The 24,886-nt window shown below is 35.9% G+C and carries 28 protein-coding genes; 23 read left to right on the top strand and 5 right to left on the bottom strand.

Annotated features, from left to right (window positions below):
• Positions 1–57: 57 nt before the first annotated feature.
• From KXJ69_RS08140 to KXJ69_RS08105, 8 genes are all read left to right on the top strand, one after another.
• Entirely contained in the window at positions 58–825 is a 768-nt protein-coding gene (locus KXJ69_RS08140) for a carboxypeptidase-like regulatory domain-containing protein (protein WP_219052511.1), read from the top strand.
• A 23-nt stretch (positions 826–848) separates the two neighbouring features.
• The gene (locus KXJ69_RS08135; RefSeq protein ID WP_219052510.1) at positions 849–2,210 is read left to right on the top strand and encodes an aldehyde dehydrogenase; all 1,362 of its coding nucleotides are present in this window, start codon (positions 849–851) and stop codon (positions 2,208–2,210) included.
• 36 nt (positions 2,211–2,246) lie between these two features.
• Positions 2,247–3,893: a T9SS type A sorting domain-containing protein gene (locus tag KXJ69_RS08130; RefSeq protein ID WP_219052509.1), complete on the top strand. Its 1,647-nt coding sequence runs from the start codon at positions 2,247–2,249 to the stop codon at positions 3,891–3,893.
• Between the two features lie 181 nt (positions 3,894–4,074).
• Positions 4,075–4,566, top strand: coding sequence for a hypothetical protein (locus tag KXJ69_RS08125; protein ID WP_219052508.1), 492 nt, complete (start codon positions 4,075–4,077; stop codon positions 4,564–4,566).
• 318 nt (positions 4,567–4,884) lie between these two features.
• Entirely contained in the window at positions 4,885–5,247 is a 363-nt protein-coding gene (locus tag KXJ69_RS08120; RefSeq protein ID WP_219052507.1) for a hypothetical protein, read from the top strand.
• Positions 5,248–5,380: 133 nt separating this feature from the next.
• Complete coding sequence (locus tag KXJ69_RS08115) at positions 5,381–6,169, top strand: DUF6090 family protein (protein ID WP_219052506.1); 789 nt, start codon at positions 5,381–5,383, stop codon at positions 6,167–6,169.
• 195 nt (positions 6,170–6,364) lie between these two features.
• Entirely contained in the window at positions 6,365–7,822 is a 1,458-nt protein-coding gene (locus KXJ69_RS08110) for a serine hydrolase (protein WP_219052505.1), read from the top strand.
• 169 nt (positions 7,823–7,991) lie between these two features.
• The gene (locus KXJ69_RS08105) at positions 7,992–8,501 is read left to right on the top strand and encodes a lactoylglutathione lyase family protein (protein WP_219052504.1); all 510 of its coding nucleotides are present in this window, start codon (positions 7,992–7,994) and stop codon (positions 8,499–8,501) included.
• Here KXJ69_RS08105 and KXJ69_RS08100 read toward each other — a convergent pair.
• Positions 8,489–8,641 carry a hypothetical protein gene (locus tag KXJ69_RS08100; protein WP_219052503.1) on the bottom strand — a complete coding sequence of 51 codons (153 nt, stop codon included), beginning with the start codon at positions 8,639–8,641 and terminating at the stop codon, positions 8,489–8,491. The genes KXJ69_RS08105 and KXJ69_RS08100 overlap by 13 nt on opposite strands.
• A gap of 348 nt (positions 8,642–8,989) precedes the next feature.
• On the opposite strand from KXJ69_RS08100, the gene KXJ69_RS08095 reads away from it, so the two are divergent.
• The 9 genes from KXJ69_RS08095 to KXJ69_RS08055 all read left to right on the top strand — a co-directional run bounded on the left by KXJ69_RS08095 (position 8,990) and on the right by KXJ69_RS08055 (position 16,241).
• Positions 8,990–9,442 (top strand): hypothetical protein, encoded by a 453-nt coding sequence (locus tag KXJ69_RS08095; RefSeq protein ID WP_219052502.1) that lies wholly within the window; start codon positions 8,990–8,992, stop codon positions 9,440–9,442.
• A 117-nt stretch (positions 9,443–9,559) separates the two neighbouring features.
• Positions 9,560–10,282 (top strand): DUF6090 family protein, encoded by a 723-nt coding sequence (locus KXJ69_RS08090; RefSeq protein ID WP_219052501.1) that lies wholly within the window; start codon positions 9,560–9,562, stop codon positions 10,280–10,282.
• Positions 10,283–10,385: 103 nt separating this feature from the next.
• On the top strand, positions 10,386–10,823 hold the full coding sequence (locus tag KXJ69_RS08085) for a hypothetical protein (protein ID WP_219052500.1): 438 nt from the start codon (positions 10,386–10,388) through the stop codon (positions 10,821–10,823).
• 121 nt (positions 10,824–10,944) lie between these two features.
• The gene (locus KXJ69_RS08080) at positions 10,945–11,559 is read left to right on the top strand and encodes a class I SAM-dependent methyltransferase (RefSeq protein WP_219052499.1); all 615 of its coding nucleotides are present in this window, start codon (positions 10,945–10,947) and stop codon (positions 11,557–11,559) included.
• Between the two features lie 179 nt (positions 11,560–11,738).
• On the top strand, positions 11,739–13,178 hold the full coding sequence (locus KXJ69_RS08075) for a serine hydrolase domain-containing protein (RefSeq protein WP_219052498.1): 1,440 nt from the start codon (positions 11,739–11,741) through the stop codon (positions 13,176–13,178).
• 117 nt (positions 13,179–13,295) lie between these two features.
• Positions 13,296–14,039, top strand: a complete 744-nt coding sequence (locus tag KXJ69_RS08070) for a DUF6090 family protein (protein WP_219052497.1) — start codon at positions 13,296–13,298, stop codon at positions 14,037–14,039.
• 135 nt (positions 14,040–14,174) lie between these two features.
• A complete protein-coding gene (locus KXJ69_RS08065; RefSeq protein WP_219052496.1) occupies positions 14,175–14,939 on the top strand; it encodes a DUF6090 family protein in 765 nt (254 codons plus the stop codon).
• A gap of 43 nt (positions 14,940–14,982) precedes the next feature.
• Positions 14,983–15,780 carry an alpha/beta hydrolase gene (locus KXJ69_RS08060; protein WP_219052495.1) on the top strand — a complete coding sequence of 266 codons (798 nt, stop codon included), beginning with the start codon at positions 14,983–14,985 and terminating at the stop codon, positions 15,778–15,780.
• Between the two features lie 50 nt (positions 15,781–15,830).
• Positions 15,831–16,241: an SRPBCC family protein gene (locus KXJ69_RS08055; protein ID WP_219052494.1), complete on the top strand. Its 411-nt coding sequence runs from the start codon at positions 15,831–15,833 to the stop codon at positions 16,239–16,241.
• 25 nt (positions 16,242–16,266) lie between these two features.
• Here KXJ69_RS08055 and rlmH read toward each other — a convergent pair whose 3' ends face one another.
• The gene (gene rlmH, locus KXJ69_RS08050; protein ID WP_219052493.1) at positions 16,267–16,740 is read right to left on the bottom strand and encodes a 23S rRNA (pseudouridine(1915)-N(3))-methyltransferase RlmH; all 474 of its coding nucleotides are present in this window, start codon (positions 16,738–16,740) and stop codon (positions 16,267–16,269) included.
• 116 nt (positions 16,741–16,856) lie between these two features.
• On the opposite strand from rlmH, the gene nadC reads away from it, so the two are divergent.
• The 3 genes from nadC to priA are packed head-to-tail and all read left to right on the top strand — an operon-like array spanning position 16,857 to position 21,091.
• Positions 16,857–17,717 carry a carboxylating nicotinate-nucleotide diphosphorylase gene (gene nadC, locus KXJ69_RS08045; protein ID WP_219052492.1) on the top strand — a complete coding sequence of 287 codons (861 nt, stop codon included), beginning with the start codon at positions 16,857–16,859 and terminating at the stop codon, positions 17,715–17,717.
• Positions 17,714–18,634 carry a YihY/virulence factor BrkB family protein gene (locus KXJ69_RS08040; protein ID WP_219052491.1) on the top strand — a complete coding sequence of 307 codons (921 nt, stop codon included), beginning with the start codon at positions 17,714–17,716 and terminating at the stop codon, positions 18,632–18,634. Before nadC ends, KXJ69_RS08040 begins: the two co-directional genes overlap by 4 nt.
• A gap of 9 nt (positions 18,635–18,643) precedes the next feature.
• Positions 18,644–21,091 (top strand): replication restart helicase PriA, encoded by a 2,448-nt coding sequence (gene priA, locus KXJ69_RS08035; protein ID WP_308701035.1) that lies wholly within the window; start codon positions 18,644–18,646, stop codon positions 21,089–21,091.
• Between the two features lies 1 nt (position 21,092).
• Here the strand turns inward: priA and KXJ69_RS08030 are convergent, their stop codons facing one another.
• Positions 21,093–21,803, bottom strand: a complete 711-nt coding sequence (locus KXJ69_RS08030) for a LytR/AlgR family response regulator transcription factor (protein ID WP_219052489.1) — start codon at positions 21,801–21,803, stop codon at positions 21,093–21,095.
• A 202-nt stretch (positions 21,804–22,005) separates the two neighbouring features.
• Here KXJ69_RS08030 and rpsF point away from each other — a divergent pair, with 202 nt between their 5' ends.
• From rpsF to rplI, 3 genes are read left to right on the top strand one after another with little or no spacing between them, the layout of a single operon-like run.
• Positions 22,006–22,347, top strand: coding sequence for a 30S ribosomal protein S6 (gene rpsF / locus KXJ69_RS08025; RefSeq protein WP_219052488.1), 342 nt, complete (start codon positions 22,006–22,008; stop codon positions 22,345–22,347).
• A gap of 3 nt (positions 22,348–22,350) precedes the next feature.
• Positions 22,351–22,647: a 30S ribosomal protein S18 gene (gene rpsR / locus KXJ69_RS08020; protein WP_219052487.1), complete on the top strand. Its 297-nt coding sequence runs from the start codon at positions 22,351–22,353 to the stop codon at positions 22,645–22,647.
• A gap of 13 nt (positions 22,648–22,660) precedes the next feature.
• Positions 22,661–23,113 carry a 50S ribosomal protein L9 gene (gene rplI, locus KXJ69_RS08015; protein WP_219052486.1) on the top strand — a complete coding sequence of 151 codons (453 nt, stop codon included), beginning with the start codon at positions 22,661–22,663 and terminating at the stop codon, positions 23,111–23,113.
• Between the two features lie 140 nt (positions 23,114–23,253).
• Here rplI and KXJ69_RS08010 read toward each other — a convergent pair whose 3' ends face one another.
• Together KXJ69_RS08010 and KXJ69_RS08005 are read right to left on the bottom strand one after the other, a co-directional pair.
• Positions 23,254–23,727 (bottom strand): methyltransferase family protein, encoded by a 474-nt coding sequence (locus KXJ69_RS08010; protein ID WP_219052485.1) that lies wholly within the window; start codon positions 23,725–23,727, stop codon positions 23,254–23,256.
• Between the two features lie 204 nt (positions 23,728–23,931).
• Positions 23,932–24,876 carry a TerC/Alx family metal homeostasis membrane protein gene (locus tag KXJ69_RS08005; RefSeq protein WP_219052484.1) on the bottom strand — a complete coding sequence of 315 codons (945 nt, stop codon included), beginning with the start codon at positions 24,874–24,876 and terminating at the stop codon, positions 23,932–23,934.
• Between the last annotated feature and the right edge of the window lie 10 nt (positions 24,877–24,886).

Genomic DNA, 24,886 nt, shown 5'->3' with positions numbered 1-24,886 from the left:
AACGAAACTTTGGCAAGAAATTAGAGTCAAAAAAAGTACTTTTGCTTTGCTAGTGCTATGAAAAAAATTCTATTTACTTTATTTCTTTTATTGGTTATAGCTCCTGCTTTTGCTCAAGAAGAAGGAGAAATTAAAGGGGTGGTTGTTAACGATGCTACTGAAGAACCTCTTGAAAATGTTAACATTGTTAACCTTAATCAAGTAAAAGGAACCTCCACTGGAAAGGAAGGAAAATTTATGATTAAGGCGGCCGTAAACGACACCTTATATTTCTCTTATTTAGGGTTTAAGTCTATTCGAGTTCGTGTTACTAACGACTGGTTAAAATACGGGGATATTAAAGTAAAAATGACCGAATTAGGTATCGCACTTGAAGAAGTAGTGATACGCCCCGTGCAGCTTACAGGCTATGTGGAGGTGGATGCCAAAATTATTCCTATTTATGATAATTATCGCTACCGAATTGCAGGATTAGGCGGTGGTTACGAAGGAGGGCAAAGTCAGCCGGGTGCGGTTTCTCGAGTGTTGAACTCTGTCTTTAATCCAGCCGATTTCCTCTATAATGTCTTTGGGAAACGACCCAAACAGATGCGGAAGCTTCGGCAAATGAAGGAAGATGACAACATTAGAAACTTACTTCAATCTAAATTCGATAGAGAAACCTTAATGGCGGTGCTTCAGTTAGAAAGGGTTGATGTCGATGAAATTTTGAACAACTGTAGCTATTCTGAAGACTTTATCCGCACAGCAAACGACCTTCAAATACTCGATGCTATTAGCGAATGCTACGAAGAATATCGGGTGCTTAATCGTGGCAAAGGCTAAGGTTAATTTCCTACTTTTGCTATATGCACGAAATCGTTTCAAAACAAAGAACTTTTTTCAACTCCCAAAAGACGAAGGAACTTTCCTTTAGACTTCAGCAATTAAAAACGCTTGAAAAAGTTTTAAAACAAAACGAAAAGCTCCTCCTTGAAGCCATTTACAAGGATTTTAAAAAATCTTCTTTTGAAACCTATGCGACGGAGCTAGCGTTGGTGTATCAAGAAATCGCCCATGCAAAAAAGTATTTGAGTGCTTGGGCAAGGCCAAAACGTGTCGCCACCAACTGGGTTAACTTTCCTGCCAAAAGCTATATCATTCCAGAACCCTTAGGGGTGTGTTTGGTGATTGGTGCTTGGAACTATCCGTATAATTTATCATTTAGTCCTGTGGTGGCAGCCATAGCTGCGGGAAACACCATCATCTTAAAACCTAGCGAAATCCCTTCGGAAACATCAAAGGTGATGTACCAACTTATTTCGGAACATTTTGACGAGGCATTTTTTACCGTAGTGGAAGGAGGAGTTGCCGAAACAACCGAGCTTTTAAAGCAAAAATTCGATAAAATATTCTTTACCGGAAGCACGCCTGTAGGAAAGATTATCTACAAAGCAGGCGCCGAACAGCTAACCCCAGTCACTTTGGAGCTAGGAGGGAAGTCCCCTGCTTTTGTAACCGCTTCTGCTAACATTACTATGACCGCCAAACGCCTTGTTTGGGGAAAGTTCTTAAATGCTGGACAAACCTGTATTGCCACCGATTATGTGATGGTAGACAAGGCTGTAGAAGCCAAGTTTTTGGAAGCTTGTAAAAGGGAAATTGAAAAAGCGAACTATGCTTTTGAAAACAATAATTACGTTCAAATTATTAATGACAAGAACTTTGAAAGATTGGCTTCATTAATAGATACAGACAAAGTGTATTATGGCGGTAACACAGATGCTTCGCAACGGTATATAGAGCCTACCATCCTTCAAAACGTAGACTTTGAAGATGCGGTGATGCAAGACGAAATTTTTGGGCCTATTCTTCCCGTTATTAGGTATTCAAACCTTTCCGAAGCCATTCAAAAAGTGCAGCAATTACCCAAACCCTTGTCGTGTTATGTGTTTACCACAAAAGCTTCCGAAAGAAAACAGATATTAAACACCCTTTCCTTTGGGGGTGGTGCCGTAAATGATACGGTGATGCAAATTACAAATTCCAGCCTGCCCTTTGGAGGTGTGGGACTTAGTGGTATGGGTAGTTATCACGGAGAAGCGGGTTTTAAAACCTTCAGTCACTATAAAAGTATACTGCATAAAGCCAACTGGCTAGAATTGCCTTTAAAGTATTCGCCTTTAAGCAACAAAAAGCTTTGGTGGATTAAACAATTTTTTAAATTTTAAAATAGTAGTATATTCATCGTGTAAAATTTTATAGCGATGAAAAAACTTTTCCTACTTGTAGTTTTCCTTTCTTTTCAGTTGTCACAAGCGCAGTTTCGCTTTATGCCCACCCCAGATCCTGCACATTATCCAGAGCGAGGTGTTGTTTCAACCATTGTGGCGAATGTAGCCTACCAAGGGTATGACGAGACGCAAGCCTATTTTGGTGAGGGTGAATATGAAATCTTTGTGGATTTAGTAGATGGTGTATTAGATAACCCCATTATTGTGTTAGACGGCTTTGACCCAGGCGATGCTAGAGATATAGGCGGATTATACGCAAGTTTAAGTTTTGGTGGTGAAAATATGGCCGATATCCTTCGTGCCGAAGGCTATGATATTGTCATTTTAAATGCCCCCCTTTATACTACCGATGGCAAAGACATTGATGGAGGAGGCGACTACATTCAGCGAAATGCCATGGTGCTCGCTGCCTTAATTGAAGAAATCAACGCACAAAAAGTTGGGGACGGAGAGTTGGTTGTGTTAGGCCCAAGTATGGGCGGACTCATCGCTCGCTACGGTTTAGCTTATATGGAAGCCAATAGCATTCCGCATGAGACCCGTTTGTATATCTCTTTCGATTCGCCGCATCGTGGAGCCAATATTCCTATTAGTCTTCAGTATTTAATCAATTATTTTGCGCAAGAAGTGGGTGACCCAACCGCATTAGCATTGGTGGACCAGGTATTAGGCTCTCCAGCTGCCAAGGAAATGCTTGCCGACCACTTGCTAGGACATTTATTGGCGGGAGATCCCATTCAGCAGGACCCTACCAAATTATTACCCGCAGGAGCTCCCGATTTTAGAGATGCCTTTCAAGCCGAATTAGACGCACTCGGATTTCCGCAAAATGTACGTAATGTTACTATGATTAATGGAAATGGAACTGGCATTACCACAGGAACTCCAGGAACCGAAGTGGTTAATACCAATTTAACCATCGATACCTTTACGAGTTTGGATGTGGCGTTATATTTTACACCCGAAGCCAACCAAACCATTACGGTAACCGATTTAACCGCGTATTTTATTGGAATCCCTGTAGCTACTTATACGACAGAGGCGCAACAGCCTGCGGCTATTGATGGCGTAGATGCCTCTCCCGGTGGCACAGGAAGTATTGCCGATGCCTTAGCAGGTGGCGGTGGAAACCCCATATTAGAAGAATTTTTAGCTGCCTTACAACAAGATTTGTATTCGTTTATTCCTACCATGAGTGCTTTGGCAATCGATAACCCCGATTGGTTTGCGGTGCCTAACCTAAACGATTCCCCTTTTGTAAATACCTATATTCCTGCCGAGAATGAACCCCACGTTACGGTGACAGCCGAAAGTGCCGAGTGGGCCTTGGAAGAAATCCGTTTGCCTATTGCGGGCATAGAAGATAACGCCTTAGCGGCAAACATACGCTTAGTAGAAAACCCAGTAGAAAATACCATTGGTTTGGCGATAGCCCCAACCGCTCAGTATTCAAAACTTACTGCAAACATCTATACCATGGCTGGACAGTTGGTACTAGAAAACACCTTTGCACAACCCCAAGGCGAGCTACGCATTCCGCATACCTTGGCTAGAGGGATGTATGTCATGCAGGTAGAAACGTCAGAAGGAAGTGTACCGTTTAAGTTGGTTGTAAAATAAACTACCGTTCCCCCAGTTAATCTCTAAGGACGCCTTGTGCGTCCTTTTTTTTATGCCCAAACAGGAAAAATCCTATGTAAAAACAGGAAAAACCCTATATAAAATTTGGGAGATTTACCTCTTGACTTAAAAAACATTGATTTTTTATTTAGTGGTGTACTAATCATTAAAACAATCAATTATGAGTAATGTAAATCAAAATCTACTCGATCAAGTGCTAGACGGCGCCACTATGACCCAAATTATGGACAGCCTAGCCGTGGTAGAAGGCGCTTTGCCAGACAGCACACTCACGCCAGAACAACGCAGTAGCTTGAATGCCATAAGCGTAAACAACAAAGTCTTTGCAGAAGAAGTGCTGGATGAGATGACCACCAATCCTAACGCCGCCATTAACACTGCGTACAACAAAGACTCGCTTGCCAACGACCTAGCCTTTTTTGAGCAAATAGAAACCGTAACCAGCCGTATGCTAAACATTGTGCAAAAGCTAGACGATTTAAAACGTGTGGCTGGGCACGAAGCCTACGGCATGGCAACCGGCGCTTATGCACTTTATGAAGCCTTGGCAAAATCTGGAACGCCCGGCGCACAAAATAGTTACGATAGGCTAAAAGTACGCTTTGCAGGGCAAGGCGGAAGACCCGAAGACGGTGAGGAAAACGCCAGTTAACCTTGCAAACTCCCCAATAAGGAACGGTCTTTATGGACCGTTTTTTTAGTCCCTACAAAAATGAAAGAATAACAGCATAAAGCCTTATTAAAACAGTTAGAAAACTTAATAAAACAGTCATAAGACCTATTAAAACAGTTGTAAAATGTATTTAAACAGTTAGTCCTTTTATTAAAACACTCTTTAACCTTATTTAAACAGGCATAAGCCTTAATAAAACAGGTTTTAAACTTATAAAAACAGGTTAGAACCTGATAAAAACAGTCATTAACCTGTTAAAATTAGGTTGCAACCTGATATTTTTTAAAACGATTCATCATGAAAAAAAGAAATTATACTATACAAAAGCAGAGTCCTCATATAGGCAATATGCTACAAGCACGAATTAAATTTCGAAGAATTTCTAGAGCTTCGGTGGCTCGCCTTTTAAAAAGAGCACCACAAACATTTAACGAGTTTACAAAAAGGCACACCCTACAAACCGAAATTTTATGGCAAATCTGCAATGCCATGAAACACAACTTCTTTGCAGACCTCGCGGCACAACTGCCCGCAGACTTTACCACATATGCCCCAGACCCTACGCTTGCCCTGCAAGAAGAGCTAGAACAACTGCGGGAGGAGAATAAAATGTTACAAGCCAAACTAGAAGAACTACGCAATGCCATTGGGAGACGGTAATTTGTTATCTTTGGGAAGGACGAGCTGTATATCGATGACAAAAAACTGTCGATATCCTGACTCAGTTACGGTATATCGACAATAAAAGTAATTATATAACGAGTTGTGCTTCATTATAACCAACCATTAATCAATGATAAAATTCTTTAGAAAAATTAGACAAAATTTACTTTCAGAAGGAAAAACTGGAAAGTATTTCAAATATGCAATTGGAGAAATTGTTCTTGTTGTTATTGGAATTTTAATTGCACTACAGATAAATAATTGGAATGAGCAAAGAAAAGACAGGACAAAAGAACAGATTATACTCAAACAACTTCGAGAGGATTATCAAGCAAATCTCAATCAACTTGAAGAAAAAATGGCAACAAGAGAAAAGATAATAATTTCAGGAGTTGCATTATTAGAAGCATTTGATAACCCACAGACAGCGAATAGAGATAGTGTTATAAAAAAACTTGCAATTATAAGTAATGACCCAACATTTGACCCTATACAGAATAATTTAAACAGCTCTGAAAATTTAAGATTGATTAGAAATGTAAAATTAAGTCGCTTACTATCCAATTGGTCATCAGATGTAGTTGCCGTAAAAGAGGTTGAAGACGTCTGGTCTAAAATAGTTTATAATCAATTTGATTTAACTTCATTAGAATTAGGTATTGGCAGGGATTTATCAAATAGTTTTATGAACGAACAAGACCATCTTTGGCTATTGGATAAAGATGCTGATTCGCTTAAAATTAAAATTGGTAAATCAAAATTAGGAGCTACACTAAATGAAATATTGACCAATACAAATTTGGAAGGTGTTTTAGGGAATGCCATTACAGTAAACAAATCAGCTAACTTGCAATCAGAGGCATTACACAAAAGAATAAGGGATATACTGGATATAATCGAAATTGAATTAAATAAATAACGAAAGCACAACAATGGCTATAAACAATTGCTATTACAGGCTCATCCTGAAAATTCCTGCGGAATTTTCAGCTGGTCGTGTACTTGTAAAGTTAACCGCTAACCCACGCAACTACTCATAGCCGAGACCGTTTTAGGCCATTTTTGCAACATTCATAATATTAGTAAGTCTTTTGGATATCTAAATTCCATCAAAATGAAAAAAGTCTTATTAATAACCTTTCTATTAGGATTCATATTTAAATCCTGCCAAAGTAAAAGGGAGATTCAATCATCAAAAAACCTAGAAATTGAAGAATACATAACAGAGATGATGAATAATCACTCCATTCCTGGTTTGGCAGTCGCAGTAATAAAAGATAATTCAATTATCCATAAAGGATTCTATGGTACGAAAAATCTAACAACTAATGAAGCTATATCGAACAAGACGGTATTCAAAGTATTTTCTTTAACAAAAACCATTGTTGCCACTAGTATGTTCAAACTAATAGAAGAAGGCAAAATATCTCTAAAAGATAGTCTTTCTATGCACTTTGATGGTTTACCTGAAAAATGGCAATACGTTACAATTGGTAATTTATTATCTCATTCATCAGGATTGCCAGATATTCATCAACTAATAAAGGAACTTGAAGACGATTCTATAAAAGATAAAGAATTTATAGAATTGCTCTATAATGATGAAATGGAATTTGCTACAAATAATCAATGGAGATATAATCAAACAAACTATATTCTATTAAAAATGCTCATTGAAAAAATATCAAATTCAAAGTTCGAAACTTATATTCTTAATCATCAATTCAAAAAAACAAAATCTGAAAATGTATTTTTTTCAGCGGGATCAAATGTGAATATTGCAAATCAAGCTACGTATTACGATTATAAAAGAGAGAAAGCGGTATTCGAAATAAAAAAGGAATTCTCCGGTGATAAAAACCATCCTTTGGCTGGAATTAATTTGACATTGGATGAGTATATTATTTGGAATCAGCGATTAGACAATGATGAACATATTTCTGAAAAAACAAAAATGGCAATGTGGACTCCGTTTAAATTCAAAGAAAGCAACAGACATTTTTTATATGGTTGGGATGTATATACTGTAAATGGTTTTGACTCTTTCGGTTTTAGTGGTGGTGGTGTAAGTGGGTTTAGAAAATTTGTTGATAGAAATCTGACTATTATCGTTTTAACAACTGGATATAAAAACTATCCAGTTCAAGATATAATGATAGATCATATAGCAGGAATTATTGATACTTCATTATTTAATGAGCAAACAGTATTAACAGAGCAAGTGATTGGAGAATACTTTCTTTCAAACACTACTAGAGACCTAAAATATATCATTGAAAAAGTCAAACAAGACAATCCTAAATCCAATTTAGAAGAAATTTTCAAATCTATTGGATATACTCTTTTCTTTCAGTTAGACAGAAAAGAAGATGCCATCGATTTATTTAAGGCAAATGTTACAGAATATCCTAAATCGTATGACACTTATGGTAGCCTAGGCTACTTATATTTTCTTACAGAACAATATGATTTAGCAAGAAATAATTATGTTAAAGCTTTAGAACTAAATCCAGAGAACAGTTATTCTCAAAGACGAATTAAGGAAATTGATCTAATATTAAAGAATAACTAGTTAAAAAAACAAACGCCCTACAACTCCGTATAAACAAAATAGCGGAGGACGTGCTAAATCGAAACAAAATGTATAAATTTATGGTCATTTATAAGCCGAAAAGTTCGCGCCTTTTAACCGCCTGCTGCGCTTATACAAAACCGTTGTATACAATTTAAAATCATATTAAATGACAGATATAAAATACCCTAAATCATTTTCTCACATAGGAATAACTGTTCCTGAAATACACAAAGCTGTAAACTTCTATCAAGAAATTATGGGATGGTATGTTATAATGCCACCTTCTACAGTAAAAAAGGAAAATGACACTGCCATTGGACAAATGTGTATTGATGTTTTTGGAGAGGATTGGGAAAAATTCGAAATTGCTCATATGTCAACGTCTGACGGAATTGGAATTGAGCTTTTTTCGTTCCCACACGGTAAAAAAGAAGCGCCAGAATTCAATCCTTTCAACACAGGATTATTCCACTTTTGTGTTCAAGACCCAAACATTGAAATTTTAACCAAAAGAATTGTAGAAGCGGGTGGAAAGCAGAGAATGCCAATACGGGAATATTACCCAAATGAAAAGCCCTATAAAATGGTTTACGTGGAAGACCCATTTGGAATTGTATTTGAAATTTATACGCATAGTTATGAACTTACTTATTCTTCGGGCGCCTACCAGAAATAAAAAACCGTATACAACCATGTATAAACGGCATTAAAACGACCGTTAATAATTAAAGAAATAAAAATGGCATACCCTAAACCTGTAAAACGCAGCACTATAATAAAAACAGCAACTACCGTATTATCCTTTATTGTAGTCATGATCTTTGCCCCTCGAATGGATGGGCCTCGAATAATAGGCGACGTTGCGTTTACAACAAAGACCGGGGGTAATGGATTAACAAATTTAGGCTGGATTTTATTAATTTTAGTTCCCTTGTCTACCTACTTTATAACCAGCATGATATTAAAAATTAGGAATAGCAAAAAATGACTAAAAGACCATTAATCTATTTAAAATGACTTGCCAAAAAAGGCTGTATCCCCAAAACCTTTTGGTTTTTTTTTGCATCACAAAATCAATTAATAATAATATCTTTAGGGAAACCAACTGCTTGTGGTGGGTGGGTGCAACAAACCATTGTCCAACCATTGTGTAACATAAAAATTATGAGGAAAATCATTTGGCAACTTGTCTTAATTGCAACCCTAACCACGGGTTCGATATCTTGCCTTAGCGCACAGGAGAATAATTTAAAAGATGTTGAATCTGAAATTATCGAAGTAAGTGAAAAGGAAATAAATGCCTTTAAGAATGGTGACTGTGAGACTTTGGATGGATTTATTGATGAAAATGCAACGCTTTATCTTAATGGAAGAAAAGCACCGAATAAAAATATACTTATAGGTTTTTGTAATCAAATTGAACGCCCATTTGAAAAACCTTCATTCGTAGGAATGGAATATTTACCAATTTCAGATAGCTCTGCTTATGTAATTAGAACTATGGAATTCTCAAAAAATGAAAAAGTTTACAAAAAGGAAATAGTCACTAAGATTTGGTTTAAAGGAAGTAGCGGATGGAAAATTGTACATCTACATTCTACTATTACTAAATTATAGAAATAAAAACGTAGCGCAACAAACTGTATAAGTAATTGCTTGGTTCTATCCATCCTCCAACCCTTTTTACCTCGCAAAATCAATTAAAAATAATATCTTTAGGGAAACCAACCGTTTGTGATAAAATTCTTTAGAAACATCCGTAAAAACTTGCTTTCTCAAGGAAAAACAGGAAAGTATTTCAAATATGCGATAGGAGAAATTATCCTAGTCGTGATTGGGATATTAATAGCGCTTCAGATTAATAATTGGAATGAAGCCAACAAAAGGGTGGATCAAGAAGAAAAAATGTTAATTGAATTATTAGTAAATCTGCGTAAAGATTCCATAGACAATGCCATAAATGCTAGATGGTATGAGCGCGTAGAGAAATCTGCGGTTATTATAAACCAAACTCTTGAGCAAAGGATTCCTTGGCATGATTCTCTTGCCACTCATTTTGGAAACCTTTATACCCACGGCATTTCAACCTATAATACATCTGCATTCGAAAACCTGAAATCCATAGGATTTAATTTAATTAGCAATGATAGTATTCGAATAGCGCTTACCAATCTATATGGTATTTCCTATAAACTGGTAGAAAAAACGGAAGATCAAATGTCAAAGGATAACTTTAATGCCATGATAGCACCTGTTTTAACATCCAGGTTAAAAATGGAAAGGTGGTTTCACGCAGTGCCTTATAATTATGAGGCCTTAATCGATGACTTGATATTTCAAGAAACAGTTCGATTTAGAGGAATAACCATGGGATATGTAGGCAGTAATACTCGAGACGCCAACAGAAGGGTTACTAACTTAATAAATATGATTGAAAGGGAATTAAAAGGTAAATAAATCATGGAAATAATATCTAAATGTAATTCCTTTCCTGCCTGATGGCAAACAGGCGTAAAGGAATCATACCTAACCACAGTTGGTAACCATTAAGAAACGATTTATGAATAAAAGAAAAACTATTTCAGTACTACTTTTAATTATTGGACTTGCTTTAAGTGTTGCATTTATAACAAAAATTGAATTTCCTCAGGGATTCGAAGCATATTTTAAAAGAGAATACTATAGCCAATTTGGTCCCTTAGCAATAAGTGTTGAGCAGTTATTTGCAAGTTATTACCTTTTTGTAGGTCATGAAAAAACGAATTTCACTTTAGCTCTTTTTGGTTTTACTGCGTTGCTAGATCCTATTTTTAATCAATTAGGGTTTTTCAACAGTATAGTACCCTTATACGGAACAATAGTTTTATCGATTTGTGCTCTATTATGTTTATGGCTGGCATTTGCTAACACATTTAAATTAAAACGTTTATCTTATATAGCGGCTACATTAAGTGTTGTCCTTGGTGCCCTTATTGAACTATTCTTCAATTACCTATAATATGCGTTAGTCAACAACGGGTATAGCTCATTGCAACGAAACCATAGTCGAGACCGTAGTGGTTATTTAAAACGAGGTGAACGCATGGGACTTAAGATTAAATATAACAATTAATCGAAGTATGAATGAATTTTGGGAGTCTGCTTTTAGGAGCAATGATAAGATGTGGGGAGAAAGTCCAACTGACAATTCAATGAATGTCCTTAAGTTGTTCCAGAGAAACAAAATTAAAAGCGTCTTAATTCCTGGTTTCGGTTATGGAAGAAATGCAAAAGTATTTTATGATAACGGATTTAATGTAACAGGAATTGAAATATCAAAAACCGCAATTGAAAGAGCTAGAAAATATTTTGGAAATGACGTGTTAATACATTACGGTTCTGTTACAGATATGCCCTTTGATAAGGCTCGTTTCGAATCTATCTACTGCTATTCTTTAATTCATCTTTTGGATAAAGCCGACAGATGGAAATTAATCGAGAATTGTTATTCACAATTAAAGCCAAATGGCTTAATGGTTTTTGTGGCATTATCCATAAACGACAAACGATTTGGGATAGGAGACGAAATAGGAAAAAACACTTTCAATTCACCACACGGATTAAACCTTTATTTTTATGACGAAGTGGCCGTAAAAGAAGAATTTGGAAACTATAACATAATTGAAATAAAGGAAATTAATGAACCTGAGGAGAACCCAAATGAAAGACATTGGATGATAGTATGTAGAAAATAACCGCTCTCAACAAGTTACATAATTCATTACTTCTTTCTCTTCAATCCCCAACCCCTTGACGTAATTTTTCCGGTACAAAACCGATTAAAAATAATATCTTTAGGGAAACCAACTGCTAGAGGGAGGCGCGGGTGCTAAGACTATAGTCTTAACCATTAAGTACAATTAAAATAATGCAAATGAAAAGAGTACTACACTTCTTTATTTTAGGATTTTTATTTCTTTTCCTATTTTTTTCGTGCAATCAAAATTCAAAAAAATCTAATGCGAGTATCGAATTAAACGAAACCCTCGTTAAAAAATTAGATTCAATAGGTCAAAAATATATTAAAGAAAACAAAACTATGGGAATCTCGATTGCCGTAGTAAAGAAAGGTGAAGTTCTGTACAACGGTGGATTTGGATTTATTGACTCCTTGCGAACCATTCCTGTTACAAATGATAATATTTTTGCAATTGCCTCTATTTCAAAATTAGTAGGCGTAACTATGACTATGAAACTAGTAGAGGAAAATAAAATATCTCTAGACAATACACTTTTTGAATTATTACCAGATTTTCCCAATAAAGAGCAAGCCAAGAAAATTAAGTTAAAGCATCTAATCTCCAACACATCTGGAATAAAGGATTATGCCATTGTAATAGATAGTGTTTACTTAAAAACAGGTATTAATCCAACCAAGGAAGATTATTATAAATTTTTTGCAGAACACACATTAGACTTTGAACCTGGATCAAATTTCAATTATTCCAATTCGGGTTTTTTATTAATGGCAATGATTATAGAAGAGGTAACTGGTAAAAAGTTTGAAGATGAGTTAGATAGAATAATAAACAAACCCGCTAACCTAAATTTGAAATTGATTTCAGAAAACATTCACAACCCTTTTACATCTTCATATTTTGAACTGAAAGATTCATTAATGATGCAAGAACCTTTATGGACTTGGATTAAAGGTGATGGCGGACTAACAACAACTTCGGTGGATTTGGCAAGTTTTCCGTCCAAATGGGCAAATGGTCAAATTATTTCGAAAGAATCTTTTGAATTAATGAAAACACCATTTATTCTAAATGATGGACTATATTCTGGTTATGGACTTGGGGTTCGAACAGGTAATTTTGAAGGTGAATATGTTATTGGACATACAGGGGGTCATAAATCAAGTTGGGCAGTAATGAAATATTTTCCTTCCGAAGAATTAAGCGTCGTTGTTTTTGTAAATACAGATAATACTCCAACTGATGCATTGACTATTGCTGGCTTCATTTCATTAGCTGCACTTGGCAAGGAAGCTCCAGTTCTTCAGGATATAGAGAAAATGGATTATAATTTAGATAAGTACACAGGCGTATATCAAAGTTTCGAAAATTACTATAACTCTAATGATTCTATTTCTATAATAAAGTATGATGAGGATCCACATTTGTATAGAAAAAGTGTAACCGATACTTCAAGGGGGCGTAAACTTTATTATATGGGAAATAATTCATTTGCATATGATGGATACGTAATGGATAGAATTGTTTTTGATTCCGATAACAAAGGGCAAATAGTGGCATACAAAGAATATTGGAATGGATTATTTAAAGGAGGTATTTATAGAAAGAAAAAATAACTGCTCATAATAGTGTGTATAATTCATTGATTCATTCTTCCCATTTCAAAACCTAGCGGAGTTTTTTTACCTCATAAAATCAATTAAAAATAATATCTTTAGGGAAACCAACTCCTTGTGATAAAATTTTTTAGAAACATCCGTAAAAACTTACTTTCTCAAGGGAGGACAGGAAAGTATTTAAAATATGCTGTAGGAGAAATTATCTTGGTGGTGATTGGAATTTTAATCGCGTTGCAAATTAATACTTGGAATGAAAACAAAAAACTAAACGCCATTAAGGATAACAACTACGTTCAACTTTTAGAGGATCTAAAAACCGATAAAGACTACATTGATGAGGTAATTAAAGAATATAAATCGAACATTTTATTGTACCAAGCATATTTGAAAACCTATAAAACACCTAATTTAACACTAGATGATGTGATGAATAATCAAAATCAGTTGGATTTTTCAGTCACTACCATACGTTTCCAAAACAGCACCATTACATCCCTTGAAAATACAGGGGAAATTAAATTAATTCCTTCTGAGTTACGAAGGAAACTTACAGATTTTAAACGGAATCAAGATTACGCAACAGAAACCAATAATGATGGAAATGACTATTTTTTCGACAGGATGGAAATGGCAGGAATTACAGGCTCTCAACCAGATTTTCAAAATAGAATTAAAAATCATCCTTTATTAAGAGAAGCGCTTGGGATTCAGGAGAATTTGCCAAAAATAATTGGATCTATAGAAATTTCTATGCTGTATAAGAATTTTACAGAGCGAGAGACCGTATACAATTTGGAAAAGCTACTTGTTGATATACAAGAAATTACCAGCCTTATCAATAACGAAAGAAATAAATAACGAAAGCACAACAATGCGTATCATTCATTGCTAGTTCTCACCTACCCTTCAACCCTTTGACCCTTCGACAAGCTCAGGAGAGGCTTATGAAAATCCAATTAAATAAAATTATATCTTTAGAGAAACTAACTGCTAATGATAAAATTTTTTAGACGCATACGCCAGCGATTACTAACTGAGAACAAATTCAGCAAATATTTACTCTATGCAATAGGCGAAATTGTGCTGGTGGTGATTGGTATTTTAATTGCGTTACAGATTAATAATTGGAATGAAAATCGAAAGAATAGGATAACTGAAGCCAATTATTACTGTAGAATTTTAGAAGACTTGGAATTAAATGAAAAATTAATTGATGAAACTTCTGAACTGATAACCAAAAAAATAATACTCTGCAAAGAGTTGATATCCGATATAAATAAAATACCAAATAACAGAAGTATCATCCTGAATAAATTTGTAGTAGCTCTAAGACAAGATGTTTTTGTTCCCAGTAATATTGCTTTTGAAGAGTTAACCTCTTCGGGACAGTTAAAACTGTTAACAGATTTAAAATTGAAAAACAGACTTATTCAGCATAGTACATTTTTAAACAATATTTTAAATCTACTGCATGAAAATAGGAATGTCATTATTAACAGAATGAGTGATTTTGAATTAATGAGTGAATTTGGATATCAAGATATTGATTATCTTAAGCAAGAGCTTGATAAAGAACATATTGCTCTTTTACCTATAAACAACTGGACAAATGACCCTAATAATCCAATATTCTTAAAGTTTCAGGACAATCTTATTGTGTATATAGCTATGCTGATTAGACAAAAACAGCATTTATCTAATTTAAAAAAGGAAATGCAAGAACCTATTATATTACTAAAAGATAAGAATTGTAAATAATGAAAGCCTGCCTACAGTTAGCAGCAATTTGAATCACAGCAAAATGAAAAACTACATTGTATTCTTTTTCCTTTTAGGATTTTTAACCTCTGGAGGTGTTTTTTCGCAAGATGTGAATGTAAAAATAGGGGTTAGAGACAGCATCCACTCAAAAATGGTAAATGAAAACAGACAACTAATAGTCTCGCTTCCCAAAGACTATGAGTCCTCTAACAAAACGTATCCTGTTCTTTATTTATTAGACGGAAGTGAAACGAACCTAATAGATGCAAGGTTAGTGACGTATAATCTGCGTATGGAAATGATTATTGTAGCCATTGCAAACACCGATCGCGACAGAGATATGATGCCCTTGAGTAGACCCTCTTATGTAGTAGAAAATCCCCAAGCAGAAAACTTTATTTCCTTCCTAGAAATGGAATTGGTGCCCTATATAGACAATAACTATCGCACCAATGGACAGAAAACTATTCGAGGTAGGTCTTTAAGCGGCTTATTTGTAATGTATGCGTTTTTAGCAAAGCCAACCTTGTTTGATAATTACATAGGGAATTGTGCGGGTTGGTTTGCAGATATGGATGCGTATTTCAATACACTTGCAGACAAAGCCTTTAAGAATAAGAGCGACTATCAAGGTAAAAAACTATTTGTTGCAAATTCTTTGTCAGACCCCTTAGACCCAAATGGAGAAATACATCAATCCGTAGTTGATTTTTCCGAAAGGGTAACTTCTGAATTAAATGGGCGAGTCGAATTTAAGTATATGACCTATGAAGATGCAGGGCACGTTCCCTATTCCAGTTTTTATGACGGTATGAAATATATAATGAAAACGGAATAAAATGGGTTGGTTGGTGCAATGAAACTGTAATTAATTAAATAATAAAATAAGTGGGAAAAATAACGGTTAAAACCTCTATTAAAGGAGATATTAATAAAGTTTGGGACTATTGGACAAAACCTGAACATATAATTCATTGGAATTTTGCATCAGACGAGTGGTGCTGTCCAAAAGCAGAAAATGACTTAAAACCAAATGGAAAATTCTCATACCGTATGGAAGCAAAAGACGGAAGTATGGGATTTGACTTTGACGGAATCTATGATAAAGTCATTGACAAAAAACACATTTCTTGTCAATTGGGGGACGGACGAAAAGTTGACATCAACTTCACCCAAAGCGGAAATGAAATACATATTAGCGAATCTTTTGATGCAGAGGAAATAAATACTGAAGAACTGCAACGTACAGGTTGGCAGGCGATACTCGGGAATTTTAAAAAATATGTAGAATCGAAATAAAAAGACATCGAACTACCCTTATATTTTATTTATGATGATACGGCTCATTCCGTAAAATGGTGAACCCCCTATAGAGCTGCTCTATAAAAAAGAGACGTACCATTTGGTGGCTAAAGGTCATAGCAGAGAGGGAGAGTTTTCCCTGTGCCTTGGCATATACAGCTTCACTAAAGCCATAAGGTCCCCCAATGACAAAAACTAAGTTTTTAAGTCCGCTATTCATATGCTTTTGTAAGTAGTTAGAAAACGCTACAGAACTATGTTGTTTTCCTTTTTCGTCCAATAGTACCAAGGCATCACTGGGTTGGACTCGTTTTAAAATTTCTTCGCCTTCTGCATCTTTTTGCTGTGCCTCGCTCAAGTTTTTCGCATTTTTAATATCGGGAATTACTTCCAAAGTAAAATTTACATAATGCGATAGCCGCTTAGTATAATCATCCATCAAGTTTTGAAGGTATTTGCTATCGGTTTTACCTATGGCGAGTAAGGTGATTTTCATGTGTCAAAGATAGTAATGAGTATTGAGAAGTGTGTATTGTGAATTTAAATTTAACTTCAATTGTTGTACTTAGTAAATCGTACTTCTTTCGTAACTTCGCATAAATTGTACATCTCATGATTTCCAAAAAACAATTTCAGAAAGAAATAGATCTCATCATCGCCAATGCAATTCGAGAGGACGTTGGGAGTGGGGACCATAGTTCGCTGGCCTGTATTTCTGAAGAAGCTGAGGGAACTGCAAAATTATTAGTAAAAGACGAGGGAATCATTGCAGGAGTAGAATTTGCGAAACAGGTATTCGATTTTGTAGACCACGGTTTGGAAGTGGATGTAAAAATAAAAGACGGAACGCCCGTAAAATATGGCGATGTAGTGTTTTATGTGTCGGGATTAAGTCAGTCTATTTTAAAAGCAGAAAGACTTGTACTTAATGCGATGCAACGTATGAGTGCCATTGCTACCAAAACCAATCAGTATGTAAAATTATTGGAAGGCACCAATACCCAAATCCTCGACACAAGAAAAACCACGCCAGGGATTCGTGCATTGGAAAAATGGGCGGTAAAAATAGGAGGTGGGGAAAACCACCGATTTGCCCTTTACGATATGATAATGCTAAAGGACAATCATATTGATTTTTGTGGTGGAATTACCAAAGCCATTGCTCAAACAAAGGCATATTTAAAGAAAAACAAACTGAATTTAAAGATTATCGTGGAGGCGAGAAGTCTAGATGAAATTGCCGAAATCTTAGAAAGTGACGGCGTGTACCGAATATTAATTGATAACTTTAATTACGAAGACACTAAAAAAGCCGTTGCAATGATTGGCGACAAGTGCCTCACCGAATCCAGTGGAGGCATTACTTTAGAAACCGCTAGAAAATACGCCGAGTGTGGTGTTAACTATATTTCTAGTGGTGCGTTGACACATTCGGTGTATAATATGGACTTAAGTTTAAAAGCCGTTCAATGAGTGCCGAAGTAGAGGAAAAGCTTAATAAAATCCCCATTGTACGGAATGTGGTAAAGTTGTTGCAGCTTATCAAACTTCCTGGATTTGGTGGATTTTCTCTCTACGACTTGTTAGAAACCTATACGTTGGGAATTATTAAAGGGACCTTCTCTTCGCGTGCCAGTTCTATAGCGTATAGTTTCTTTATGGCTATTTTTCCATTTTTGCTATTTATCCTAAACGTGATTCCGTATATCCGAATTGAAAATTTCCAAGCGCGATTTTTAATTTTTATTCAGGAATTATTACCGCCACAAACACAAGATTTCTTTTATCCTGTGATTGAAGATATTGCGCTAAACCCCCGCAGTAGTTTGCTTTCTGTAACTTTCTTTTTAACCATGTTTTTAACGGCAAATGGGGTAAATGCTATTTTTAGCGCCTTTGAATATTCATTCTACGTGACCATTAACCGCGGATTTTTCAGACAGTATTTTATTTCCTTTTTGGTCTCTATTTTTCTGGCGGTAATTATCTTGATAACGGTAGGAGCTATTCTTTATGGGGAATACTTCATCAACTTTTTAACGGCAGATGAGTACATTCAAAATGAGATATTCTGGATTAATGTGCTTCAGTTTGGTCTCTTTGCATTGATGCTTTATATCGTAGTTGCCACTTTGTATCATTTTGGTGTAAAAGAAGGGCGCGAGACCAGCTTTTTCTCCATTGGAGCCTTGGTAACAACCCTCCTTTTTGTACTCACCACGTATTTCTTTGGGGTGTACATTAATAATTTCTCTCAATATAACGAATTATATGGCTCGATTGGGGCGTTGTTGATTATGATGGTGTATATTTGGATTAACTCGAACCTGTTGCTATTGGGCTTCGAATTGAACATATCCCTACAGCGTTTAAAAGAAAAGTGTATTTAATTTTTGCCTGTGTATTTTATCGATGTCATTTTACCCATTCCGCTACGTCAAGCGTTTACCTATAACGTTAATAAAGACGAAGCAGGCTTTCTTAAGCCTGGAATGCGTGTGGCGGTGCCTTTCGGAAAATCGAAGATCTACACAGGAATTGTCTATGCCATTCATCAAAACGATCCACCTACTTACGAAACTAAATCAATTGACCAGATTTTAGACGAAACTCCCATCATCACGGCTACCCAATTAAAGCATTGGGAATGGATGGCAAACTATTATATGTGCACCTTAGGTGAAGTGATTCGCGCAGCGTTGCCCAGCGCTTTTTTGTTGGAAAGTGAAACCATTATCACGCTTCGGAAAGATGTAGAATTTGATGAAGGCACCTTAAACGATGAAGAATTTGTGGTGTTTGAAGCCTTGCAAAATCAGTCGTCTTTACATATCAATGACATTCGGAATATTTTGGATAGGACTCATGTGGTGGGGGTGATTCAGAATTTAATTGAAAAAGGAGTGGTTACGGTTCAAGAAGAATTATTTGAACAGTACAAACCCAAACTGAAGCGGTATCTTAAATTAAAAGCACCCTTTCATGAGGAAGCTTCGCTTCGGGAGTTATTAGATGAATTATCTCGCGCACCCAAACAGCGCAATGTCCTTATGACTCTTTTTATGCTTTCGGCAACAGAAAAGAATGTAGAGTCGGTGTTACTTCAAAAGAAGGCAGATAGCACCGCTTCGGTGATTAAAACATTGATTGACAAAGGAATTTTAGAAGAATATTATCTTCAAAAAGATCGTATGGAATACACTGGGGATGCACCTTCTGAAGCAAAGGGGTTAAGTCCCGCACAGCAGGTGGCTTTTCAGGAAATAGAGGCTTCCTTTAAAGAGACGGACATTACACTCCTGCACGGTGTCACTTCCAGCGGAAAGACAGAAATCTATGTGAAACTTATGGAAGAGATGCTTGAAACGGGAAAGCAAATTTTGTATATCCTGCCTGAGATTGCTTTAACCACGCAGCTTATATCCAGACTTCAACATTATTTTGGAAAAAAGGTGGCGGTGTATCACAGTAAATATTCCAATAACGAACGGGTAGAAGTTTGGCAGCAAGCCCTTCAGCAAAAGCAAAAAGCACAAATTGTTATTGGTGCGCGTTCTGCTTTGTTTTTACCTTTTCAGAATTTAGGATTCGTTATAGTAGATGAGGAACACGAACCTTCGTTTAAGCAATACAATCCAGCGCCCCGTTATCACGCAAGAGATACGGTTTTGGTATTGGCACAATTGCACAAGGCTAAGGTGCTCATGGGTTCTGCTACGCCTTCTTTGGAGAGTTATTACAATGCCAAAGATGGAAAATATGGATTAGTAGTATTAAAGGAACGTTTCGGAAATGTACTAATGCCCGAAATGGAATTGGTCGATATTCGTGATAAGCTGAAGAAGAAAAGAATGTCAGGGCATTTTAGCGATCGCCTTTTGGAAGAAATGGAGGAAGCCCTTCAAAACAAAGAGCAGGTGATTTTGTTTCAGAATAGAAGAGGGTATTCGCCTATTGTAGAGTGTACCACCTGTGGTGTTTCACCACAATGTCCAAACTGCGACGTGAGTTTGACCTATCACCAACACAAAGATCAATTGCGATGTCATTATTGTGGGTATAGCATGGCAATGCTTATTTCTTGTTTGGCTTGTGGAAGTGAAACTCTCGATAGTAAAGGTTTTGGAACCGAACAGATTGAAGAAGAATTAAAAGAATTATTCCCAAACCATTCCGTAGCCAGAATGGATCAAGATACCACCAAAGGGAAACATGCCTATGCCAAGCTTATTGAACGTATGGAGGATAAAGACATTGACATTTTAGTAGGAACGCAAATGCTTGCGAAAGGATTGGATTTTCGGGATGTGAGTTTGGTGGGGGTTATGAATGCCGATAATTTGTTGAATTTCCCAGATTTTAGAGCCCATGAGCGCAGTTTTCAGCTTTTGCAACAAGTAGCGGGAAGGGCAGGGCGTACGCAAAAACGAGGCAAGGTGATTATACAGAGTTACAATCCGTATCATCAAATTTTACGTCAGGTAAGTACCAATGACTATGAGGGAATGTACAAAGAACAAACCGAAGAACGCTATCAGTTTAAGTATCCACCGCACTATCGGATTATTAAAATTACCGTTAAGCATAGGAACTTTAGCACCATGGATAAAGCCTCAAAATGGTTTGCCGAAGTGTTAAAAATGCCTTTAAAAGAACATGTGTTGGGGCCTGTAAGTCCGCCTGTTGGACGGATTCGCAATGAGTTTATCACCAATATTCTGGTAAAAATCCCTAAAGAAAATTCTCTTTCTAGATCCAAAGGATATATTTTAAAAGCGCAACAACGGTTTCTTGCTGTAAAAGAATTTTCGAGGGTGAAATTAACAGTAGATGTAGATAACTATTAGGTTACTTTGCCGTAGCCGCCAATGCTTCTACCAATTCGGCTTTACGATTTCTACTTAGTGGAAGTTGCTCCTTGTCAAGCTCGATAACTTTACTATTGTATTTTTCAACTTTATCTAAGTTCACAATATACGATTTGTGAATACGTAAGAAACGCTCTTTGGGTAATAGATTTTCAAAAGCTTTCATAGTGGATAACACTACCAACGCATCGTGCTCTGTAACAAGCTTTACGTAATCTCCTAAGGCTTCAATATAGCGTAGCTCATTCAGAAATACTTTTCGCTTTTTAAGGTTACTTTTTACGAAGATAAAGTCTTCATCGTCGAAGCCTTCCTCGTTTTTCATTTTGTAGTTTACAATCGCCTTATGAACCGCATTCAAGAAACGCTCTTTAGAGATAGGCTTTCTTAAATAATCCACAGCATCGTAATCAAAGGCTTTAAATGCGTATTTTGTTTTACCTGTAACAAAAATAATTTGTGGTTTATTGGTAAGGTCATCTAGTAAATCGAATCCCGAGAGGATGGGCATTTCAATATCCAAGAAAATAAGGTCAATCTCGGTAGAGGCTAGGCCCATTTTGGCCTCAATAGCATTATTGTACTCGGCAATTAGGTCAAGGGAAGGGTGATTCTCTATTAGTTTTACTATGGAAAGTCTTTGCAATGTTGAGTCATCAACAATAGCACATTTTAACATAGGTTTTTCCATGGGTGTAAGGTTTAGCTCAGTACAATGATATACAAAAAATCGATGAACTGCAACTTTTTTCCTCGTTCAACGCTAAAATTTAGCGTTTTAACTATTTGTGTAGGAAAAACTTTAATAATGAAATGGATGTTTGTTAATTCTAAATAAAGTAGTATTTTTGCACGCTCTTGGCAAGGTGCTAAGAAGTAATAAAATTATATTTATGAATCATTACGAAACTGTTTTCATCTTGAATCCCGTTTTATCTGAAGACCAGATAAAGGAAACAGTTAAGAAATTTGAAGATTTTCTTATTTCTAAAGGTGCAAAGATGATATCCAAAGAAAATTGGGGGCTAAAAAAATTAGCGTATCCAATTCAACACAAAAAAAGTGGTTTTTATCACCTTTTTGAGTACACCGCTCCAGGTGAAGCAATCAACGATTTAGAAGTTGAGTTTAAAAGAGACGAACGTATTATGCGTTTCCTTTCTGTAAAGTTAGACAAGCACGCAATTGCTTGGGCTGAGAAGAGAAGAAACCGTGATAAAAAACAAACTGCTTAAGATATGTCTACAATAGAACAACAAGCTAAAGGAAAGAAAGACGGAGAGATAAGATATCTTACTCCGTTAAATATCGAAACTTCAAAGACTAAAAAATACTGTCGATTCAAAAAATCGGGTATTAAGTATATCGATTATAAAGATCCAGATTTCTTATTGAAATTTGTAAACGAGCAAGGAAAAATTCTTCCTCGTAGATTAACTGGAACGTCTCTTAAATATCAACGTAAAGTGGCAGTAGCTGTAAAAAGAGCTCGTCACTTAGCTTTAATGCCATACGTTGCCGATTTATTAAAATAAAAGCAGAAAGAACATGGAACTAATATTAAAAAAAGACGTTGAAAATGTAGGTTTTGCAGACGATTTAGTATCTGTAAAAAATGGCTACGGAAGAAACTTTCTTATTCCTCAGGGATACGCTGTATTAGCGACTCCTTCTGCTAAAAAAGTATTGGCAGAAACGTTAAAACAACGTGCGCACAAGGAAAAGAAAATGATCGATGACGCTCAAAAAGAAGCGGATAAATTAAACGGATTAGAAATTAAGATTGCTGCTAAAGCTGGTGAAGGGGATAAATTGTTTGGTTCTGTAAGTAATGCAGACCTTGCAGCTGCCCTAGCTAAAGAAGGTGTGGAAATCGAGAAAAAGTTTATTATCATCGCTGGTGGCTTAATTAAGCGTACTGGAAAATACGATGCTAAAATTCGTTTTCATAGAGATGTGGTAACCGATTTTTCTTTTGACGTAGTAGCAGAAGCTAAGTAATTAGAACAAACACTAATTGATATAAAAACCCTCCCATTTTGGAGGGTTTTTTTGTGGGAAATTTTGAAGGAATTTATATGCTATATACGGGTGTTGTTCGGTCGTATTTGTCTTTTGTAATTCGTTTGGATTCAAGAATATTAAATCCATCTCCTTACTTTTTCACAATACCTTTTATAATCTTCTCCAAAATCCTTCCTCAATCGAGGCTCTTCAATAAGTATTGCGAAAATATTGAAAGTAATAAAGACAAAGAGAGCGTAAATCCATAACTCAACTGATTGAAAATAGGCTGATTCACCAATCAATATTAATGTCACACCAACGTACATAGGGTTACGTGAAAATTTGTAAAGTCCAGCCACAACTAACCGCTTTGTTGGGTCTATAGGAGAAAGCGTCCCTCTTCCTTTGACGGCAAAACTTATGATGCACCAGATCATTATTACAAAGCCAATCAGAAAAACAATAGTCCCTATATAATGATGTAATTGCCAAACTTTGACAAATATGTTATTAATCCTGAAACCTGTAATCCAAAATGGTATCAATCCTGCTACTAATCCAGGTTGCAAAATTGTAAAAAATAGATTTCTTATGAATAATGAAAACATATATGGTTTTAAGGTTGTCCTCGTTCCGATTATATGCCGTACAACTCGTTATATAATTTATTTTGTCGTCGATATATGGCAAAATAGCTAAGCTATCAATAGTTTTTTATCTTCGATATACGGTAACGTTATTTCAAAGATACAAACTTGGATTCAAGAGAATATCCAATTAAAAATATATTGGCTTTATTTAAATAGACAGACTTAGTCTTCCTTTTTAGCATTCAGCAAAGAAACATACACGCCTCCTGCCAAAGAAAGGACGATAAAAGTAAGGGAGAACCATTCTGGTATTTCCACTAGGGTTGCAGACATAAGCTTAATGGAAACAAAAATTAAAATAGCAAACACGCTGTATTTTAAATATTTAAATTTCTCAAGCATATTGGCAAGGAAGAAGTACAGCGAGCGCAGTCCCATGATGGCAAAAATGTTGGAGCTAAAGACTATAAAAGGATCTGTGGTGACAGCAAAAATGGCGGGAATACTATCAAGTGCAAAGAGTAAGTCGGTAAATTCTATGGTAACTAAAGCACCAAATAGGGCCGTAAACACTCTTTTACCGTCTATTTGGGTAACAAATTTATCTCCATCGATAATTTTGGTAAAACGAAAAACCTTGGATAATCCTTTGGGTTGTTTGGGATCTTCGTGTTCGGCTTCTTTTTTGAGCATTTTGAAGGCTGTAAATAACAAGAATAATCCAAAAATGATACTCATTTGATGAAACTTGTTAATAAGCACAATACCAACACTTATAAGGATAGCCCTAAATATCAATGCTCCCAAAATCCCTAGAAATAAAAGTCTATGCTGGTATTTACTTGGAATTTTAAAGGAAGTAAAAATAACGGCAATTACAAATAGGTTATCCACACTTAACGAAAGTTCTATGATATATCCCGTGAGATAGCTTAGCCAAGCTTTAGTGGGAGTGTAGTTGTTTGGGTTGTCCACTAATCCCTGCTTAAAAAACCAAAACACCACTCCTGAGAAGAGCAGTGCATTAGCTACAAAGAATAAAGTTTCGTATAAGGCTTTTTTGGAAGTAGGAGTTGTCCCTTTTTTGTGTAAGACAAAGAAATCTAAAAGGAGAAGAAATAGCACGTAGGCTATTAAAACTACCCAAGGGACATAATGTTCGGTCATATGTAAAACT

Origin of the sequence: Halomarinibacterium sedimenti, assembly GCF_019312585.1 — a bacterium.
GTDB lineage: Bacteria > Bacteroidota > Bacteroidia > Flavobacteriales > Flavobacteriaceae > Halomarinibacterium > Halomarinibacterium sedimenti.
The sequence above is the reverse complement of the archived record's forward strand: the minus strand, read 5'-3'. Positions and strand labels throughout refer to the sequence as shown.